The 19,244-nt window shown below is 70.6% G+C and carries 18 protein-coding genes and 1 pseudogene; 15 read left to right on the top strand and 4 right to left on the bottom strand.

What is annotated here, in order from left to right:
• Window positions 1–64: 64 nt before the first annotated feature.
• Window positions 65–301 carry a hypothetical protein gene (locus J3A75_RS21555; RefSeq protein ID WP_209650733.1) on the bottom strand — a complete coding sequence of 79 codons (237 nt, stop codon included), beginning with the start codon at window positions 299–301 and terminating at the stop codon, window positions 65–67.
• A gap of 281 nt (window positions 302–582) precedes the next feature.
• Here J3A75_RS21555 and J3A75_RS21550 point away from each other — a divergent pair, with 281 nt between their 5' ends.
• The 4 genes from J3A75_RS21550 (at window position 583) to J3A75_RS21535 (ending at window position 7,619) form a co-directional block, all read left to right on the top strand.
• Window positions 583–4,599, top strand: a complete 4,017-nt coding sequence (locus tag J3A75_RS21550) for a hypothetical protein (protein ID WP_209650732.1) — start codon at window positions 583–585, stop codon at window positions 4,597–4,599.
• 1,317 nt (window positions 4,600–5,916) lie between these two features.
• Window positions 5,917–6,273, top strand: a complete 357-nt coding sequence (locus tag J3A75_RS21545; protein ID WP_063110567.1) for a hypothetical protein — start codon at window positions 5,917–5,919, stop codon at window positions 6,271–6,273.
• A gap of 123 nt (window positions 6,274–6,396) precedes the next feature.
• Complete coding sequence (locus J3A75_RS21540) at window positions 6,397–7,311, top strand: hypothetical protein (RefSeq protein ID WP_063110566.1); 915 nt, start codon at window positions 6,397–6,399, stop codon at window positions 7,309–7,311.
• Window positions 7,308–7,619, top strand: a complete 312-nt coding sequence (locus J3A75_RS21535; protein ID WP_209650731.1) for a hypothetical protein — start codon at window positions 7,308–7,310, stop codon at window positions 7,617–7,619. The genes J3A75_RS21540 and J3A75_RS21535 overlap by 4 nt, the downstream gene beginning before the upstream one ends.
• A gap of 129 nt (window positions 7,620–7,748) precedes the next feature.
• On the opposite strand, the gene J3A75_RS21530 is transcribed toward J3A75_RS21535, so the two are convergent.
• A complete protein-coding gene (locus tag J3A75_RS21530; protein WP_063110564.1) occupies window positions 7,749–8,039 on the bottom strand; it encodes a hypothetical protein in 291 nt (96 codons plus the stop codon).
• A gap of 80 nt (window positions 8,040–8,119) precedes the next feature.
• Between J3A75_RS21530 and J3A75_RS21525 the strand changes: the two are divergent.
• The 6 genes and pseudogenes from J3A75_RS21525 to J3A75_RS21500 form a co-directional block, all read left to right on the top strand.
• Window positions 8,120–8,971 (top strand): annotated as a pseudogene (locus tag J3A75_RS21525) (terminase gpA endonuclease subunit); the annotation flags it as partial.
• A gap of 64 nt (window positions 8,972–9,035) precedes the next feature.
• A complete protein-coding gene (locus J3A75_RS21520) occupies window positions 9,036–9,362 on the top strand; it encodes a hypothetical protein (protein WP_063110562.1) in 327 nt (108 codons plus the stop codon).
• Window positions 9,362–11,089 (top strand): phage portal protein, encoded by a 1,728-nt coding sequence (locus J3A75_RS21515; RefSeq protein ID WP_209650730.1) that lies wholly within the window; start codon window positions 9,362–9,364, stop codon window positions 11,087–11,089. Before J3A75_RS21520 ends, J3A75_RS21515 begins: the two co-directional genes overlap by 1 nt.
• A gap of 35 nt (window positions 11,090–11,124) precedes the next feature.
• Window positions 11,125–11,337 (top strand): hypothetical protein, encoded by a 213-nt coding sequence (locus J3A75_RS21510; protein ID WP_063110560.1) that lies wholly within the window; start codon window positions 11,125–11,127, stop codon window positions 11,335–11,337.
• Between the two features lie 75 nt (window positions 11,338–11,412).
• Complete coding sequence (locus tag J3A75_RS21505) at window positions 11,413–11,901, top strand: hypothetical protein (RefSeq protein WP_063110559.1); 489 nt, start codon at window positions 11,413–11,415, stop codon at window positions 11,899–11,901.
• Between the two features lie 2 nt (window positions 11,902–11,903).
• Window positions 11,904–12,674 carry a hypothetical protein gene (locus J3A75_RS21500; protein WP_063110558.1) on the top strand — a complete coding sequence of 257 codons (771 nt, stop codon included), beginning with the start codon at window positions 11,904–11,906 and terminating at the stop codon, window positions 12,672–12,674.
• A 131-nt stretch (window positions 12,675–12,805) separates the two neighbouring features.
• Here the strand turns inward: J3A75_RS21500 and J3A75_RS21495 are convergent, their stop codons facing one another.
• Window positions 12,806–15,382: a hypothetical protein gene (locus J3A75_RS21495; protein ID WP_209650729.1), complete on the bottom strand. Its 2,577-nt coding sequence runs from the start codon at window positions 15,380–15,382 to the stop codon at window positions 12,806–12,808.
• Between J3A75_RS21495 and J3A75_RS21490 the strand changes: the two genes are divergently transcribed.
• The 3 genes from J3A75_RS21490 to J3A75_RS21480 all read left to right on the top strand — a co-directional run bounded on the left by J3A75_RS21490 (window position 15,381) and on the right by J3A75_RS21480 (window position 17,488).
• On the top strand, window positions 15,381–15,857 hold the full coding sequence (locus J3A75_RS21490) for a hypothetical protein (RefSeq protein ID WP_209650728.1): 477 nt from the start codon (window positions 15,381–15,383) through the stop codon (window positions 15,855–15,857). The genes J3A75_RS21495 and J3A75_RS21490 overlap by 2 nt on opposite strands.
• A gap of 6 nt (window positions 15,858–15,863) precedes the next feature.
• Window positions 15,864–16,847 carry a carbohydrate-binding protein gene (locus J3A75_RS21485; protein WP_209650727.1) on the top strand — a complete coding sequence of 328 codons (984 nt, stop codon included), beginning with the start codon at window positions 15,864–15,866 and terminating at the stop codon, window positions 16,845–16,847.
• 287 nt (window positions 16,848–17,134) lie between these two features.
• Window positions 17,135–17,488 (top strand): hypothetical protein, encoded by a 354-nt coding sequence (locus J3A75_RS21480; protein ID WP_063110551.1) that lies wholly within the window; start codon window positions 17,135–17,137, stop codon window positions 17,486–17,488.
• A gap of 55 nt (window positions 17,489–17,543) precedes the next feature.
• On the opposite strand, the gene J3A75_RS21475 is transcribed toward J3A75_RS21480, so the two are convergent.
• Window positions 17,544–18,248, bottom strand: coding sequence for a hypothetical protein (locus tag J3A75_RS21475; RefSeq protein ID WP_063110550.1), 705 nt, complete (start codon window positions 18,246–18,248; stop codon window positions 17,544–17,546).
• Window positions 18,249–18,697: 449 nt separating this feature from the next.
• On the opposite strand from J3A75_RS21475, the gene J3A75_RS21470 reads away from it, so the two are divergent.
• Together J3A75_RS21470 and J3A75_RS21465 are read left to right on the top strand one after the other, a co-directional pair.
• Window positions 18,698–18,991 (top strand): hypothetical protein, encoded by a 294-nt coding sequence (locus J3A75_RS21470; protein ID WP_063110549.1) that lies wholly within the window; start codon window positions 18,698–18,700, stop codon window positions 18,989–18,991.
• Window positions 18,988–19,236 (top strand): transcriptional regulator, encoded by a 249-nt coding sequence (locus J3A75_RS21465; RefSeq protein ID WP_063110548.1) that lies wholly within the window; start codon window positions 18,988–18,990, stop codon window positions 19,234–19,236. The genes J3A75_RS21470 and J3A75_RS21465 overlap by 4 nt, the downstream gene beginning before the upstream one ends.
• Window positions 19,237–19,244: the final 8 nt, after the last annotated feature.

The following is a 19,244-nucleotide window of genomic DNA, read 5'->3' as shown; positions in this document are numbered from 1 at the left end:
GGTCGACCCGCAGGCCGGAGCAGAACACCAGGAGGCGGCGCAGGGTCAGCGCCTCATGTTTGCCCTAGCGAATCGAGGATACGTCGAGGCGGGTGTGCTTGGCCCTTACCTCGCTGTCGCCGATGGCGACGCGGATCTGCTCGTTGGTCCGATGGCGGGCCTTCAGCTCGCACCGGAGGGCGTAGACGAGCCTCCGGCACATCTCGCCCTCGTGGGGCGTCATGCGGTACTTGCCGCGCGCTCCACGGCCCAGCTTGGGCGGGGCGGCAGAATCAACGTCGATGTGCGGATCCAGTTCCATGTCAAGGATGGAACCGTTGCACTAGGATTCGCGCAAGCGGGCGCCCCCCGGATTAGTCCGGCCTATGTCGCTTTGTCCCAAATCGAGGGGGCATTCGAAGGTGGACTAGGCCGCCGGCCTACCGGCCCGCCAAGTCCACAGGCTACCGTTTGTATGTGTCGTCCCCGGGTGGCAGCATCATGCCCAATACCCGCGCGCACGGATTCGTCCGGACGAAAGACGGGGTCTTCGCAGTGCCCTTGAAACACCACTGAACCCCGAATCCACTCTGGCAGGGATCCATGATCGACAAAGCCGATCCTTTCGTCGTCGCTATCCAGACAACCTTCCAGGACCGCTTCCCGGGTGCGACCATCGCCCCCCAGGAGGACGAGCGCGTCGTCGAGAGGCGGCTGCAGGACCTGCCCGTCGCCCGGGCGCCATGGTCGTCCTCGGCGCTCCGGGTCCACCGCCTCGGCTGGACCGTCTTCCCCCAGACCCGCGACGAGCGCCGCGCGCCCGGTAGCCCCTACGGCCACATGGTCAGGCACGGCGTCTGGCAGGAGCGCAAGCAGACGCTGACCGACGTCGCGGACATGCTCGGGGATTCGCGGATCGCCAACCACAACGTGGCGATCGCGCTGGGCGAGATCCCCGGGGTCTTCGTCCTCGACCTCGACATCACGGACCCCGCGATCTCGGGGGCCTTCCTCACCTTCGCGCTGCGCCGCCTCGGACAGGGATTCGTGCGCAGCTACTGGCAGAACTCGGGCAAGCTCGGCCTGATCTACAGGATGGATCCGGGCGACCCGATCCGAGAGAGCCGCCGCCTGCCGGTCCTCGATCCCGACGGAGGGGCGACGAAGCACGTCGTCGAGGTCCTGGCCAAGGGCAAGGCCTACACCATCCTCGGGACCCACTACCGCGCCGGCTCGGTCTTCCGGTACCGCAACATCACCCCGGCGGCCAACGGCCCCGAATACGCCGCGATGGTCTCGGCCGCGCAGCTCCAGGCCTTCCTGGAGGACGCGGCGCAGGAGGTCTGCCTCCTCGGGGCGCTCAAGCGCTACGGCGGCCGCGACGTCGTGTTCCACGAGGGCGCCATCGAGGCCCTCGTGGTCGAGGCCGGCAACCTGGTGGTGCCCGGTAGCGTCACCCAGGTCCGGAACGTGACCTTCAATGCGGAGGGCAAGGTCGTCGACGGCCGCGAGGCCTTCCTGACGAGCCGCGCCTTCGCCTACTGCATCAGGAATCCCGGTCTGGCCGCGACCCCGCAGGGACGCCACGCGCTCGCCGGGCGCCTCGCGCAGGAGGCCCACGATCGCTGGGACGGCCTTGGCGACCACCATCGCACCTGGCACGGCGGCCACGGCGACACGGACGTCCTGTGCTGCGCGCGGGCCCGCATCGAGTCCGCGGCTCGCACCGCCGCGAACCGCCCCGATTTCGTCCAGCGGGTCGGCCGGGACGAGACCGGTCGCCTGTCCCTGGTCCAGCGGGCCGCGATCGCGGCCCCGAAGGACGTGGGCGACCTGGCGTGGCTGACCGACGACGAGAAGTCCTCGGTCCTGCTGCGCGGGGTGTCGGTGGACGGGCAGGCCGAGAAGCGGCTCGCCCGGGCGATCGTCACCGACCAGCGGATCCGCGACCGCGAGCAGGAACGGGTGTCCGCCACGAACCGCATGGCGATCGACCGATTCGTCGGCCAGACCCGCGAGCGCCACGCCGACCCGTCGGCCGACGTCCCCGCCGTCATCCTGCTCAAGGCCCCGACCGGCGCCGGCAAGACCTCGCTGGCCGTCGAGGTGATCGCCGAGGACGTCGCGCGCCATGGCGCCTGCGGGCCGCGCCTGTTCCTCCTGCCCTCCTACAACAACATCGACGAGGTCGAGCGCCGGGCCCGCAAGGGGCGCAAGGCGGCCCCGGGCGCCGATTACGCCGCCATGGCCCAGGCCGCCGCCAACGAGGCGCGGCGCCACGGCCTGAAGGTCGAGGTCCTCACGGGCAAGGAGCGCGGCGGCTGCAGGATGGCGGCGCAGCTGTCCTTCCTGCGGGCGCAGGGCCAGCCGGCCTCAGCCCTGTGCCACCACAAGGAGCGCCTCCACGTCCCGCTCGCCGACAAGGACGCCGACCCGGTCTACGACGAGACCTGGTGCACCCACCATCCGGACGCCGGCGGCGATTGCCCGGTGATCCTCGCCCGCCGCCGGCTCGCCGACGCCGACCTGATCTTCGCACCGACCGTGTTCCTGACGAACCAGCTCCCCGAGGGTCTCGCGAAGGTCGTCACCGGTCTGGTGGTCGACGAGCGCTGCGCCTTCGAGATGATCCGGTACGCGGTCATGCCCCTGTCCGCCTTGGACCCGGGCAACAGGGGCGCGCCCATCCTGACGGCGAAGGAGAAGGCGGAGGGCGTCGACGCCGAGGGCATGGCGATCGAGCGCGACCACGTCGCCATCGAGGCCCGGCGCATCCTCCTGGCTGGGGGCGACGTCGCGCAGGCGTTCCACGGGGACGAGAAGCTGTCCGGGATGGTCGAGTCGGCGATCACGGTGTGCGGCCGCGGCCAGCGGTCGACCGGGATCAAGCCGAACGTCACGGTCGAGCAGCTCAAGGAGATCTTCACCGTGCCGGAGCGGGCCGGGATCCGCGAGGAGCACCGGTTCTGGAGCCTTGTCCGCGACAGGATCCAGGCCCTGCGGGACGACGCCCGCGGCCGCGAGCTCGTCGAGGCGAAGCTCCTGCCGGCCGAGGGGCGGACCTGGCGCGCCAAGGGGGCCCGTGACCACCGGGTGCAGATCCTCGACAAGGACGCCGTGGCGGGGATCGACGATCATGTGGTCCGCCTGTCCTGGATGGACGAGCCGAATTTGAAGGGCCATCCCACGCTGCTCCTGGATGCCTCCGCCGATCCGGAGATCATCGGCAAGTGCTGGAGCGGGCGCCCCGTCGAGGAGATCCGGGTCGACGCCTACCTCCACATGCGCACCGTGGTCTGCCTCGACGGCGAGTACGCCTCGACCGGCCTGGACGTCGGGCTGGCGCGCGACGACGAGAGGGCCGGGCGCATCGCCCACCAGATCGATCGGGTCCGACGGGTCGAGACGGCGCTGGCCGGCATCTACGGCGCGGGGCGCATCGCCACCTTCGCGGCCAAGCGCGTGCGGCGGGCCATGAGGCTGGCGCACGGCGAGGGCGAGAACGTCGATCAGGGCCATTTCGGCGCGGTCCGCGGCCTCGACTTCGCGAAGGACCACAAGGCGATTCTGACCGTGGGGCGCCTCGAATTCCCGAGCTGGGTCTACGACGCATGGGCGGCGGCCCTGACCTACGACGACGACGTGCCCGAGGAGCCGTTCGACCGGTGGGGCAACGGCCTGGCGACCGAGGGTGGCAAGATCGAGATGCCGACCGTGAAGCGGACCCTCCCGCTGCGCGACGGCCGGGACCTGACCTACGATGTCCGGGAGCTGCCGGGACGTTGGGGAAGGGCCGTCCAAAAGCAGATGCGGGAGGAGGAGCTGCTGCAATGCGCGGGGCGCCTGCGCCCGGTCTACCGCGACGGCGAGCCCCCGGTCTGGGTGGCCATGTCGAGCATCGTCCCCGAGGGGATCGTGGTCGACGCCGTGACGACGGGGGCGACCCTCGCCGACCTCAAGGGCGCCGCGAAGGTGCACGAGGCGGTCCGCCGCGTCGGCATCCTCGACAAGGACCTGATCCGGAACGCGGCCCCGGACCTCGCCGGCGACCTGTCGCGGGCCCTTGGCCTGTCCGGCATCGCCCTGGAGGGGAACCGGGCAGCGGCCGGCCTGGGCCTCGACCTGTACAGCGTGACGGTCGACGGGGAGACCCGGGAGATCTACGTCCCGGCGTCGTCGCCCGATCCGATCTCGACGGCGGTGGAGGCCTACGATCGGGCGGGCAAGCGCGTCGCCTCGATCCGGCTGGTGGCCAAGGGCGCGACCCCGGTCCCGTCGCAGCGGCGGGCCCCCGACGGTATCGACGAGGAGATCGGCCACCGGGACGAGCGGCGGGCGGCCGAGGACGCGGCGCGGGCCGCGGCGAGGGCCCTGTCGCCGGCGGAGCTCTCCCAGGACCCGGCGGAGATCTTCGCGAATTGCCCGCCCGAGCGGCTCCCCCCGAGGAAGCCGGTCTACCGGGACATCGGCACCGACGTGGTCCTGATCGGGGCCGGCTTCACGCCCGAGAAGGCGAACGAGATCGGCCGGCGCGAGGCCGCCGCGCGCGCGGAGCTTCGAGCGCGGCCACGGTCCCGGCCAGGTCCAGATCCTGTCCGAGCAGGGTCTCGGCCAGCCTGACCCGGCGGCGGCGGGCCCTCTCCTCCAGAGGGAGCCTGCCGCGGGATTGCCTCTGCCTCGGCTGCGCGGCCATCCGCGCGACGACGACCTTCACCGCCGTGGCCTCGCCACGGCGGTTGCGCAATAGCGCGCCGTCCCACCGGATTCCCGCCGTCGCCAGGTCCGTCGCGACGGCCTTGACCACGGAGGCCTCCAGGACCGCCGGCCAAGGCGCGTCGTGGACGCCCAGCGCCATGGGGGCCTGTTCGATGGGGATGTCCATGGCCAGGGCCCCCGTGCGGGTCCCATGGGCATTCCAGGCCTCGGGCAGCCTCTCCGGTGCGGCGAGCCAGGCGCAGGCCCGGAGGTAGGCCAAAGGGGCGTAGCGCCCCCTCATCCGCGAGACGGCCTCGCTGTCCCACCAGACGACCTCGTTCGACGAATCGGTGCCCGCGTCGCCGTAGACGTGGGCGGCGTAGGCGAGCCGGGCCTCCACGAGGACCTTGGTCGACATCGAGGACAGGGTCCTCCACCCCGAGTAACCTGTGGTCCGCATGAGGTCCGGGACCGGTGCCCAGCCGGCCACGCAGGCCTTCAGCTGGGCGGCCCGGGACAGGGCCCCGAACATCTCGGGCCCCGACATGCAGAGGTCCTCGCGCAGGGCGGGCCACGAGAGGTGGATCGCCTCCATCTGGCTGCCGGCGCCGGCGAGCTCGTCGAAGGCGAGGCGGTCGCAGCGGCGCGCGAAGGCCTCCTCGGGATCGTCGGCGATCGCCGCGAAGCGGGATAGGACGCCGAGCAACAGGTGCACGGCGCCGGAGGTCACGTCGCGGCTGCCGCGGGGGCCTATCGGGAGGGCGAGACGGGTCGCGATCTCGCGGGAAATCGGGAGGATCCTAGGCATGGATCCATGAAACACCCCGGGAACGATAACATCAAACGCTGGAACAACGACTTACCCGGATCGGCTCACCAATTTGAGGGGGGACTATAGGGGGGAGCCATATCCTATGGAGATATCAGGGGGGTCCTAGGGGTTTCCAGGGCTACCGTCGCGCCGCGCAAGCGCGACGCTCCGTCCGCGAAAGCCGAGCTAGCCGTGGGAAGGGTTGTCGTAGGGCGCTTCGCGCTGAAGGAATAGGGGCAGGTGGCCGACGGCCCCGCCGACGCCCCCGGGAACCCCGGATTCCTGCCCGCCTGGGCCGGTCGATGGGTTCGGCGCTGTCCTGGGACCTCCGGGCCGCAAGACGCGGCTGTACGGGGCGCTAATGCGGTCGGGCCGGATTTGAGGTTTTCATCCCCGGGGCGGATCCTGCGTATCGACACGGAGGATTACCCATGGCCGAGGACCTGCTGCCCCTGACCAAGGCCGAGCGCGACGCCAAGGCGGCGCGTGCCGGTGCCCTGCGCTGCGCCAAGTGGCGCCGGCGCGTGAAGGAGCGGTCCGCCGTGGACGAGGCGCTGGTCGACGCCTTTCTCGCACTGCACCGGGAGCGCCGGCAGGGGACCGAGACCGCGCCGATCACCCTGGGGGACGTGATGCGCCGGGGCCGCAGCCGGCTCGTGGCCTTCGGCGCGGATCCCACCGCCGCGGTCGCGGCCATCGCCCGTCGCCTTCAACCGGAAAATCCGATCGCCGCGGCCTCGGATCAGCTTGACGGCGTTTGCGGTAATCGTTCCGGGGCCCTAAACTGATTCGTACCAGACCTTGGACTGTCGGTCGTTCGCGAGCGTGGTGTCTTCGGCTTGGGCAATGCGAAACTGGCCCGTCGTCGAGTCATCAGGCTCCGACGGGCCGCCTTTTCGTGAGAGGCGGCCATGCCCGGTTTCAACGTCAAGCTCGACCTGGAGAAGGCGGTCAGGGATGCCGCCGAGGCCTTCGAGACCCTGGGGTCCGGCGGGGCCTTCGCCCGCGCCGTGGCGTACTCCCTGAACGGCGTCGTCATGGACGGCGTGGGCCGCTTCCGCGATCACATGCCCCAGATCTGGAAGTACGCGAACGCCTTCACCAAGCGCGGCCTCTGGTACGACATCGACCCGAACCTCCTCGACCGGATCCAGAACGCCGGCGAGGCATCGGCCTCGGTCCTCATCCTGCCCCAGCAATCGATCTGGCTGAAGTACAGCTTCGGTGAGGGCCCCAACGTCCGCGAGCCCGGCGACGTCGGCATCGAGGCGTGGTTCGGCGACCAGACGACGGTGAAGATCCCGGTCGTCCAGAACATCCAGCACACGGTCGGCGGCCACATCCTGCCGGGCGGAAAGCTCGCCCCGGAAGACGCGCGGCGGATCGCCCAGCTCGCCGCGGCCGGCTACTCGCGTAACACCAGCATGTCGACGCGCGGCTCGGCGAGCTGGGGGGCCTTCGAGCTCAAGGACGGCGACCCGCAGGCGAATCGGTCGTTCTATCGCGGCCCCGGCATCTACGCCCGCCCGCCCCGCGGCCGCGCGGACCAGGCGCGCAAGCGGACCGTCAAGGCGATGAAGGAGGGGCGGCGCGGCAAGCCCACGACCCAGTTCCAGGACGCGTCCGGCCGCAACCGCACCGTGCCGAAGGTGGTCAACCTGGACACTCCGAGGTTGCTGTTCCTCAGCAAGCCGGACGCCACATACGAATCCGTCGCGACCCCGTCCTGGGACGCGGACATGAAGGCGGCGGCCGAGACCATGTCCGATCGGATGATGGTGGAGCTGGCCAAGCAGATCGACCACGCGCTGGGGAAGATCCGATGACCATGCGATCCGCCGTGGACAGGATCCCGGACCCGATCTACCCGGCCACGCCGATGATCGTCGAGCACACCACCCTCGATGAGCTCTCCCGCGTGTTCCTCGCGCACGTCCGCGCCGCTGGCCTGTTGGAGTCGAGCGAGACGGTCCGGGCTGCCCATGGCGAGCTCATGGAGATCGCCACCCTGACGAAGCTCTCCACGTGGGGCGAGGTCCTCCGCCTGGACGGCGCGGAGATCCTGCTCGCCCGGGCGCTCCAGGACCTGGGGATCGCCGGGGTGAGCCTGCCCGACGACCGCGTGCTCCACTGAAACGGCGCGACCGCGACGACGACTTCGTGCAGGTCACCCTGCTGCTCGCCCTCGCGGTCGTTGTGGTGCTGATGGTGGCGATGGTCCGCCAGGCGCACGCGGATGTGGGCCCCGATCAGGGCCCAACCGTCACTCGTCCCGGATCCCCAGGAGCTTCTTGAGCCCGGACTGAATCTCGACCGTGGCCGTGGTGCTGCCGCGGTCGAATCCAGATTTCCACGCGCCGATCGCGATCTCGACCTCTCGCCTGCTGGCATTGGGCGGCATGACGACCAAAGGTCGGGAATGGTATATGAGGGCCTCTTTGTCGTAGACCGCGACGCAGGCGACCCGCTCCGCGATCGTCGATCCCGACCTGATCACCGCCCAGATCTTGAAGCCCGGAATATCGCCGATCTCGCGCACCGCGGCGCGGATCATGCCGTGTTCCTGGGTCTTCGCGAGCTCCTTGCGGTAATGCTCGATCGTGGTCGGAATCCGCGCGCGCCGCGCGCGTCGAGGTCTCGGTGTGGGGCTGGGGCCGGTTCGGGGAATGCTGGCTGATCGGCCACTTCGTCCTCGACCAGCACATCCCGTTCTCGCCCCAGAGCCGGTCCGCGCTGAAGGCCATCATCAAGCGACCGTGGCGGAAGCGGAGCGGGAAGGTCCTCCACTCGGGGGCGGCCTTCTTCGACGCCGGCGACGGCAACATGATCAACGAGGTCATCGACTTCTGCGCCGACCCGGACCTCGCCCGCTGGAACGTCTTCCCGGTGCGCGGCGCGCCCGAAATGACCGGCAAGCGCAAGCCGGTGCTGGGCGAGCGGGACGGCCTGACCAAGGACGGTAAGAAGTTCCTCTGGATCGGCACCCAGGGCGTGAAGGACACCCTCGACCGGTCCCTGCGCACGAGCGAGCCGGGACCGGGATTCGTGCATTTCCCGCACGCGATGGCCGAGAACCCGGTGCTCGCCCGCTATTTCGATGACATGCTGGCGGAGGCCCCGAAGAAGGACCCCCGCACCGGCCTGTACCACTGGGTACGCAAGAGCACGGTGTTCACCGGCGAGGCGTGGGACTGCTTCGTCTACGCCTACGCCGCCCTGGAATGGGTCAAGCGCCGGTACCCGAGCGTCGCGCTGGAGCTGATCCGCAGGACACCCGAGGACGCGCCGCCGCGGCTGCGCTACGATGGCCGGGACCTCTCGGCCATGTCCGACCTCAGCCAGGAGCTCGGCATCATCTCGCGCCCCGGACAGGCCCTGGAGCATCGCCAGCCGATCATGCCGCGCCCCGCGGCGCCGGTCGCGCCCCGGCCCGCGGCGCCTCGCCCCATGATCTCGACGCGCAGCACCTTCGGCGGGGCGCGCTAGGCGCTTTGCCCGTGGCATTGGCCCGCGCGAGGGGCGGCAATGGGGCTCTCCGCGGAGTTGCCCTGTGCCAATCCCCTACGGCTACACGCGAGGCAACACGGCTGCCCGCATCGCCTACCTCAAGGAATCGATCGAGGCGATCGAGGACGGCTATACGGCCGGCTCCGACGTCATCGAGTACCCGAACGCGGGCCGCCTTGAGCAGCTGAAGCGCGCCGATGCCGAGGGCCGGCTGCGCCAGCTCTACACGCAGTACGCCAAGCTCATCGGCGACAAGGACCTGCTCGCCGAGGTCCAGACCGGTCCCCGATTCGTTCGGGTCGTCGGGACCCCGAACTACGTCCCCGGCTTCTATAGCCCATTCGGGTTCGGCTGGGGGCGGTGCCGCTGATGGCCCGTCGCCAGGCCCCCCGCAGCGCGGCTCCCGCGCCCGTCGACACCAAGAAGTCGATGATCACCCGGGCGGTGGACACCCTGTTCAAGGGGGCCCGCCAGGGGATCGCGCAGGCGCGCGCCAGCTTCCCTTGGGCCGGCCGCTACGCCACGCCCGTCGAGGCGCTCGACCCCAAGTTCAAGATGCCGGCGGTCGGCTCGATGGGGCCGCTGGAGAACGCCCGCTACGCCCGCCAGACCATCAACCTGGCGCGCCACGCCTACAAGAACGATGCGAACATCGCGCGCGGCTTGGCGCTGGTCCTGTCCACGATCATCGGGACGGGGCCCCTACCGACCTCGAAGTTCCCGGAGCTGCAGCGGATCATCCGCCAGCACCTGCCCGACATCCACAACCGCGGATCCATGTCGTGGGGCGGCCTCATGCTGGCCGCCGCCACCATGGAGAAGGTGGACGGAGAGGCGTTCTTCCAGGTCCGGCCGCGCGCCCTCTCGGACGGCCTGACGCTCCCGTTCCAGCTGGAGCTGATCGAGGCCGAGCAGGTCGACCACACCAAGACCCTGATCGGCGAGAACGGCAACCGGATCTTCACCGGCATCGAGGTGAACGGGATCGACGTCCCGACGGCCTACTGGAAGTATCCGGTCCACCCACTCGACGGCATGGCGCTCTCGCTGAACGGCGGCGCCAACATCCCGACCCCGGTCCCGGCGAGCAAGATCTTCCACCTCAGGAAGCCGGTCCGTCCGAACTCGATGCGCGGCGACTCGGCGCTCGCGCCGGTGCTGGTGCGGCTGTTCCAGCTGCACAATTACGAGTTCGCAGAGGCGACCCGCAAGCACGTCTCGACCCTCGTCACGGGCTGGATCACCCGCCCCGCCGGCGAGGAGGGACAGGCCTGGCCGGGCGAGTACCAGAACCCGGATGCTGCTGCGATCGCCGCCTCGCAGCAGGCCGCCAAGAGCGAGATCCAGCTTGAGGCCGGCATCCTCACCGAGCTTCCGGCCGGCACCGAGATCAAGTGGAACAACCCGCCGGACACGGGCCAGAGCTACGAGCCCTACGTCCGGTTCGCCCTCCAGTACATCGCCGCCGCCGTCGGCGCGACCTACGAGGATTTCACGGGCGACTGGAGGGGCACCACCGACCGCACCTGGCGCGCCGCGCAGGTCGCCCTGCGCCAGTTCGCCGACACCGAACGCGACCGGATCGAGACGCAGCTCCTGCGCCCGCTCTACCGCATGATGGTGGACATGGTGGTGTCCCTGAAGCTGTGGACGCCCCCGGCCGGCACCAAGGACTGGGAGCTCTACGAGCACCGCTGGCGCTGGGTCGCCGCCAAAAACCCGAACCAGTACCAGGAGGGCAACGCCCTCCTGCTTCAGGTCCAGGCTGGCCTCATGTCGCGCGACGCGGCGATCGAGGCGATGGGCGAGGATCCGGTCGAGGTCGACGCGCAGAACGCGGAGTCGAAGGCGCGCTCCGAGGCGATGAATCTCTACTACTCGGCCTTCCTGCCGCCGCCCCCCGGCGGCGCGGCGGGCCTCGGTCCCTTCCTCACCGGCATCATCGGCGGGATCGTCGAGGCGCAGGTCAAGGAGCGCCTGGAGCAGCAGCTCAAGGACGTCGGCGGCACGGCCATGCCGAATCCCGAGCCCGAAAACCCCGACACGCCCGGGTCGCCGACCGCGACCCGGTCCCGATCCGCCTCGACGGCGTCCTGATCGACACCACCCCGGACGGCTATCCGCTCCGGGCGGTGGTCCGCGAGGAGACCGTCCAGGAAGAGGTCGCCAAGCGGATCGACTGGGTGACCAAGACGGTGGTGACCTACGCGGTCGCGGACCTGCCAAGGGCCCCGAAGCGCGGCGACCACGTGTTCCTCGACGGCGTCGAGCTGGCGGTGGCGATCGCGTTCGAATACCGCGCCGGCAACGTCGACTGCTACCTCGCCGCGACCAGGAACGGCTGATCCGCCCGGTCGCTTTGCCCGTGGCATTGGCCCGCCCCGGAGGGGACGCTCGCTCCATCGAGGAGTGAGATCCCCTTGCACGACCGGCAGGCGATCAGGAATGCGGTGGCGGACCGCCTGCGCTCGCAGGTGGGTTCGCTCGTGCCCGGCGGCATCCATGCCGGCCGGGCGGCGGGCATCGTCGCCGACGGCGAGCTCGCCGCGATCTTCGTCGACGTGATGCGGTCGAAGGGCGAGCTCTTCTCCGAGCAGGCCAGCTCGCTGCTCCGCAGCTACTTCGTCCACGTCATCATCGTCGGGGACGGCCCCGAGCCGGACCTCGCCGATCCCGGCGAGCCGTCCTGCTGCGACGCGCTCGACGACCTCGCGGTCGCCGTCGAGGGCGCCCTGAAGCGCAACGACGTGCTCGGGCCCCGGCCGGTCCTCGGGCTGCGCCCGGCCGAATTCGGATTCGTCGACGACACCCTGACCGCCCTGCCGGGCGGCAAGGGCGCGATCGCCCACCTCACCCTCCGCTTCATCATCACGCTCGTCCAGGAGGACGGCGCACCCGTCAGGAGCTGACCATGCCCGCCGTTTTCCGCGCAGCATCCGCGAACCTCAAGAAGCTTCTCTCCGGCCAGGCGCTGTTCCAGCCCCAGGGCCAGAACGCCGCCCGCAACCTCGGCGACTGCGAATTCCAGCGCAACGTCAAGACCGAGCACGTCGACCTGACCTCGAACGAGGTGCCGGAGAAGCCGATCCTGGCCCGCGTCACCACCTCGGTGAACGAGGACTTCAAGCTCACCTGCATGAGCTTCGGCCCCGTCGTCCAGGCCCTGTCGTACATGGCCCCCGTCGGCGAGACCTATACCCAGGCCGCGGTCAACGCCGGCGTGGTCAACATCCCGGCCACCGCGAAGTCCGGCGACATCTTCGACTGCGTGGATCCGAACACGGGCGCCAAGGTCTACGGCGTGATCTTCACGAACGTCGACTACAGCCACTACAACTACGACCCGCTGTCCGGCCGCGTCGAGGTCCTCGTGTCCCCGGGTGCCGCGGACCAGGTCGACTTCACGGCCCCCGCCGTCACGGCCGACATGGGCCGCGCCTTCTTCCGCGTGCTCCAGTTTCGCGAGATCCGCGGCAAGCTGATCATCCGCGAGAACAACCTCTGGGGTCCGAACCAGGACCACGTCTACCCGCTCGTGTCGTTCCGGATGAACGGTTCGCAGAACCTCATCGACAACGGCAAGGAGCCGACCAAGGTCGAGATCGACGGCCTCATCGAGTTCGACGTCACGCAGCCCGTCGGCAAGGAGCGCGGCTACGTCGTCGACCTGCCGACCGCCTGACCGAATCCGGGGGTGGCGCAGGCCGCCCCCTCACGCCTTCATCCACCGTAGCGGAGGGGAACCGCTTCCATGTCCGACAAGCTCACCAAGGCCCAGGCCGAAGACCTGTATTCGTACGTCGACGAGCTCGACTACGAGCCCTTCGAACTCATGCCCGCCCGGGGCGACCAGCCCGCCAAGGTGGTCCAGTTCCGCGGCGCCACCGCCGGCGAATATTTCCAGGGCATCGTCAAGCGGTTCCCGGTCGTCGAGGCCGAGTACGTCGACGGCATCAAGCTCGGCGTGAGCCAGGCCAAGGCCGCCGCCGAGAAGGAGGCGCGCGAGATCGCCGCCGGCCGCGGCAAGATCGGGTACCGGCCCCCGGCCGACCCGGTGGCCCCGGAGTCCGGTCTCATGCAGTTCGACCTCGTGGCGTTCGCCGAGAGGGAGATCGCCCACGGCGTCGAGGTGAAGGCCGCCCTCATCGCGATCTGCGTCGACCGGGCCGGCGACCGCGCCTTCGAGGCGCACATCGTCAAGCACCCGCGCTTCGCCGCGTTCGCCGGGGCCTGCGACCGCAAGACGAAGGGGGCGCGCCCTTTGGATTTTTCCGGCGCCGTGACGGAGATCTTCCTGGGCGAGATGGGTCCGGTGAGCCCCGACGACGAGCCGACGGAGACGACTTCGGCCTCGACCGAAACCTCCTCGTCGCAATCGTAAAGGCCGTCAGGCTCCTGAAGATCCTCGGCTACGCCGGGGATCCCTGGAAGCTGACGATCAACAAGCTGTTCTTCGACCTGATGCTCCTCCGGGAGGACCGGAGGCGGGAGAGGGTCAGCGACACGGTCGCGATGCGGTGGGCGACCCTGGAGGGGGTCAAGCCGGAAGAGTTCCAGGAATTCCTGGACACCATGCCCTGATAGGAGTCCCCGCCGGTGGCGATGCGCCGCGAGATAGCCGACCTGAGGACGACCTTCTCGGTCGGCGGCGTGGGGGACGTCGTCGCCGGCGCGAAGGCGGCCGTCGCCGGCATCCTGTCGATGGTCGATGCGCAGGGGAAGCTCGGGCGCTCCGCGTCCGGCGTCGCCGCTGCGCAGGCCGCGGCCCAGGCCGAGATCGAGCGCTCCGCCCGCGCCGCCGAGGCCGCCCGGGGCCGCCTGGACAAGGCCCGCGTCTTCAACGAGCAGGTGGTCAAGGTCGGTCGCCAGGCCGAGTCCGAGGCCGCCTCCCGCGGCGCCGCGCGCGTCGCGCAGGTTCGCGAGGAAGGCCCCGCCCGCCTGCAGGCGTTCCGCGAGGCGATCAAGAAGGCCCGCGAGGAGCGCGGCGCCGTCGCCCGGGCCACCGCCACCTTCCTGCGCGAGACCGAGGCGCTGAAGCGCAACCCCACGGTCTTCGCAGCCCGCGAGAAGGCCCGCGCCGACGAGCAGGCCTCGATCGAGGCGGTCAAGTTCGCCGAGGAGGCCTACTGGAAGGAGAAGGAGATCCAGCGCCGGCGGGTCGAGGACGCCAAGCGCGCCGCGGCCGACCGGGTCAGGATCGTCAAGGACCAGACCGCCACCGACGCGGCCGAGGGCAAGCGCCGCCTCCAGGACGAGGAGCGGGCCGAGAAGGCGCGCGTCGCCCGCGAGGCGGTGTCCGCCAAGTCCCAGATCGACGCCCTGAACCGGGTCGAGCAGGCCCGGACCCGCGCCGACGCCATGGGCCGCGATAACGGCGACGTGGGCCGGTTCGACCGCAACGTCCGCGCCGCCCAGCGCGACCCCGAGCGGTTCGAGGCCCTGGTGGCCCGCCGCCGCGCCGCCCACCGCCAGGCCATCGAGGAGATGCGCCGCACCTCCGAGCAGGCGCTGATCAACATCGCCCGCGCATCGGCCGACGAGGTCCGGTCCGTGCAGGCCTCCGAGGAGCAGCGCGTCCGCGCCGCCGAGGCCGCGGCCCAGCGGATGGGCCACGCCGCCGACGAGGTCGCCCGCGCCTGGATCAAGGCCGAGCGCCTCATCCAGCGCGCCGCGGGTCAGACCGAGAAGGAGCGCGAGCGCGCCGCCGCGGCGGAGATGCGGGTCCAGCAGGACTACGCGCGCCTCGTCATGCGGTTCGAGCGCGACCGCGAGCGCGAGGCCACCCGGACCGCCAACCTCCAGGCCCGGGCCGCCGATCGCGCCGCGCGGGAATCCGTCCGGGCCGCGCAGCGGCGGGCCCGGGCCGAGGAGCGCGCCGGCCGCGAGGCCGTGCGCATGGCCGAGCTGGCGCAGCGGGCGAACGAGCGCGCCGCGCGGGCCTCCGAGCAGGCCTGGGAGCGCAACATGCGGGCCCTGTCCGCCTTCCAGCGGAACCTGCCCAAGCTCGGCCTGCCCGGCATCGGCAACCTGGCGAAGGCCCTGTCGACCAAGGGCATCCTGCCCATCCTCGGGAACGCGCTCGGCGTGCCATTCCGGTTCGCCCTCGGGGTGGCCGGCGTGCCGGTGCTGCGCTCGTTCGCGGTCGAGATGGGCCGCATGACCCGCCGCCTGGCGGGCGGGGCGGCGCACATCGCCATCGCGCCCCTGAAGGGCATCGCCCGGGTCGTCGGGCACGTCGGTGGTGGCCTTGTGCGGCTCGGCCTGGGGGCCGTGCGCGTCGGGTACAGGATCACCCGCTGGCTCGGCTCGCACGCGATCTCGGTCCTGCACCGGCTCGGTTCGGCCGCCGTCTCCACGGCGCGCAAGGTGGCCGGCATCGCGAAGAACCATGAGCGACGACTCACCCCTGGGCGGAGGCCCGATGGAGCAGGCCGCCGCGATCCAGGCGGCGAACCGGACGCGCCCCGGGATCGAGCCGCGGCTGGGCTCCGGCTTCAACCTCGACGGTCCCGCCAGGCCGCTGCAGTCCATCGACGGGAACCAGGCCGCGAACCCGGGCCAGCTCGTCAACTACAGCTATTCCCCGCCGCTGCCCAAGCTCGGAGCGCTGAACCCCGACAACTCTTCGACGAACCCGGCGCAACCGTACCACGACGGCTTCCAGCAGCTCCTCATGATCGGCCAGGTGCAGATCGGCTGGAAGTGGCAGACGTCGTCCGGCGGCGGCTCCGGGGGCCCGACGTTCAATTCGACGCCGAAGGACTCGAAGACCGGCACGCTGCTGGGCGGCGTCGATCCGAACTCCCCGAACAACAACCCGCCCGTCCACTTCGTCGACGACCTCCCCGCAGGCTTCGCAGGATAACCCGCCGTGCTGCCCCCCATCACCCTCCTCGCCAACAAGGGCGCGCCGCTTACGGCCCAGGAAGCCGACGGCAACATCGCCAACCTCGACTCGCGCGTCACCACGATCGAGCAGGAAGGCCTCACCGCGACCGGGATCCAGGTCATCACCTTCGATCCGGTCGCGAACACCCTGCTCGTGACCCTGACCGACGGCACGACCTACGGCCCCTACGCGCTGCCCTCGGCACCGTTCACGGCGCGCGGGGACTGGGTCGCCGGCACCGCCTACCGGGCCAACGACCTCGTCTCGTTCAATGGCGGCTCGTACCTCGCGATGATCGCCCACACCGCCGGCACGGACTTCCCGACCGACAAGGCCGCGGGCAAGTGGATGACGATCGCGCTCCAGGGCCAGCCGGGGAAGGACTTCTTCACCTTCCAGGGCCCCTACGACGACACGGTCCAGTACAACGTCGGCGACGGCGTGCTGTGGACCGACCCCGCCTACACGTACGCCGGGCCGCAGCTCTACCGGCTGAACGTCGCGATGCCGGCCGGCACGAAGCCGAACGCAACGGGGCCCAGCTCGGTCCCCGGTTATGCGGGCACGCCGTATTGGTTCATGGTCAGCGTGCCGCCCCAGACCGTCGAGGTGAATTTCTACAGCGCAATCGTCCTCGCCAACGTCCCGCCCGGCGCGATCCTGTTCCGGCGGCGGTTCGCCAGGGCCACGCGGTTCCTGCAGAGCTTCAGCGGCTACGCCGTCCTCGACACCGCGCCCAAGAACGACCTCACCCTGCAGGTCTTCCAGAACACGACGCAGATCGGCATCGCCTTCTGGGCGGCCGGGTCGAAGGTGGGGTCGATCGGCCTGTTCAACGCGACGCCGATCATCTTCGCGAAGAACGACCTCCTCCTGATCGCCACGCCGCCCTCCGGGAGCTCGGGGACGGCCGCGGACCCCAACGCCACGGGGCCGGATATCGGGATCGTCGGCTCCCTCGCGTAGCGCGTGCGCACGTCGTGCGCTCTGCGCACATTTTCCGGAGAAACGCGATTCATTCCCTGGACCGCGTTACCTCTCCGCGTGTCGACACGGCCCCGCGGCGGCGACACCGTGTCGAACATTTTCGAGAAACGCGATGCGATGGATAGGAGTAACGGGGGGAGCGCCCAGGCCCTCTCGGACATCCCTGCGTAGCGATCCGTTAACCCCGTCCACAGGCGGCGCTTGACCGGGATTCCCGCGTCCGAATCAATGGGGTCCACGGGTAACGCGAACTCGCGGAGCGGGACATGGGCATCGGGATGGATCTGGCGGTCGACCTGGGCCGCACCGCAACCCGGGGCGCCGCGATGATGGAGGCTCTCCGGGCCGGCGTGGAGGCCTCCGCGGCGCGTCGCGAGGAGCGTCGCCAGGCCGGCGTCGTGTCGGTGCAGGTCCTCGCCGCCTGCCTGAAGGATGCCCGGAAGACCGAGGGCCAGGCCATCGCCGCCGCCCAGACCCTGGAGGCCGAGAACGCGGAGCTCCGCGCCGAGCTCCAGGCGATGTGGGAGGCCCTGCAGACCTCCAGCGACCGCGCCGCCCGGGCCGAGGCCGCGGTGATCGAGGCCGCCAAGATCGCCCGGGCCCGCCGCCTCCACGCATAGAAAAGGCCCCGGGTCGCCCCGGGGCCTGACGGATTCCCGAGCCCCGGTCCCGCGGTCACATCCGCATGGCCGGGGCTTCGTGCACGTAGGCCTCGGGCGGCACCGCGTACCGCCGCGCCAGCGAGACGCCCAGGGCCTCGTCGGCCCTCTCCGCCTCGCGCCGGTCCCCGCGCTTGCGCGCCGCCGCGGCCTGCGCCTCGCACATCGCGTCGATCCTCAGCTCCCTAAGGGCGGTCTCCAGGGGCAGGCCCTCCTGTGCGTACCGCGCCTGGACCTCATCGCGCGAGTAGATCCGCGGCACGCCCGGGATCATCCGGTCGTTGCGGAAGTGCGCTTCCAGCTGCCCGACCGAGAACCGCGCCAGGCCCTGCCGATCGTCCTCGCTCATGTCGGCGAGCCAGAAGCGAACGGAGTCGGGCAGCTTCGCCTCCCGCTCCCCGATCCGCCCGGCGATCAGGTCGAGCATCCTCTCCGAGACGAACGGCGCCCGCTTGAAGGACGGCTTGGCCTCGGGGGCCTTCGGCACGATCGGGCCGGTATCGGCCGCCACGGCGGCGTCGGCGATGTCGCCCGGCCCCGGGGCCCGCGCACCCAGCAATCCCGCGACGGCGGCGCCGGGGACGGCCGCGACGTGCTCGGCCACGTCGATCGCATCGTGGGCGACCTCCAGGGCCCCCTCGTAGACGTCCTCCGCGACCTCGGCCGCGGCGGCGGCGCCGCCCTTGAGCCGCTGGGCCAACCGCTTCAGCGACCGGGCCATCCTCCGGAACGCCCGGGCGAGAAATTTCCAAAAAGCACCCACGACACCCTCCACCGAACCGGGGCGACGGCGCCGCCCCCGATGGATCGATTGAAGGACTCGCGGACGCAATCGACAAACGCCGGGATTCGCCACGGACGCGAATGTCCGGACCAAACCCGGGAGTGCCAAAGTCGCGCAAGCGTGTGCGGAGTGGTGCGACATTCAGGTGCGACCACGGTAATTTACACGCGCGGAGAGATTGGCAGAAGCCTCGGTGATTGCAGGGGAATTTCCGTTTTCCGACACGACCGAAAATAGCGAGAAACGCGTTACCTCAGCGACTTAGCGCAAGATTTTCGCGGAAAGCTCGATTCGCCGACTGGCCAAACCCTCCGGTCGTTGTATCCTCACGCTCGGAATAACGAGACGAAGATCACCGTCACGTTACGAGTGTCTGAGGGTTTCCAGTGGCCTGCCAAATCCCCGAATCGGTCCTGCGCGCGGCGCTCGCCGGCGGCGCCACGTACGCCGCGATCGCCCGTGCGCACGGCGAGGATCCAGCCGCGGTCCGGGCCCGGGCCATCGCCCTGAAACTGTCGAGGAGCCGTACGCAGGGCCGGCTGCCCCCGGAGCCGATCCTGCGGATCGCCCTCGGCATGGACGGCGTCTCGCAGGCGCGCCTCGCCCGCGCGTGGGGCGTCCACCCGGACTCGGTCTCCCGCGCCGCCCGCCGCCTCAAGGCATCCGAGGGCGGCCGGTGAGCAAGCGCCCCATCCCCCGATCGGAGGTCATCATCCGCATCCGGGCCGCCTGCGTGGCGGCCGGCGGCCAGTCGCGCTTCGCGGCGGCCTGCGGGGTGAAGGCTCCGTACCTCTCCGAGGTCCTCTCGGGCGTGAAGCCCCCGGGGCCCGCGGTGCTCGCCGCTATCGGCCTGCGCAAGGCCGATCAGCCCCCCGTCTACATCCCCGTCGAGAGGGAAGGGACTCGCAATGCCCAAAAAACGTGACCGCGACA

The sequence above is a fragment of the Methylobacterium sp. PvP105 genome, from assembly GCF_017876975.1.
Taxonomy (GTDB): Bacteria; Pseudomonadota; Alphaproteobacteria; order Rhizobiales; family Beijerinckiaceae; genus Methylobacterium; species Methylobacterium radiotolerans.
Note: the sequence above shows the minus strand (reverse complement) of the source record. Positions and strands in the feature narration are given on the sequence as shown.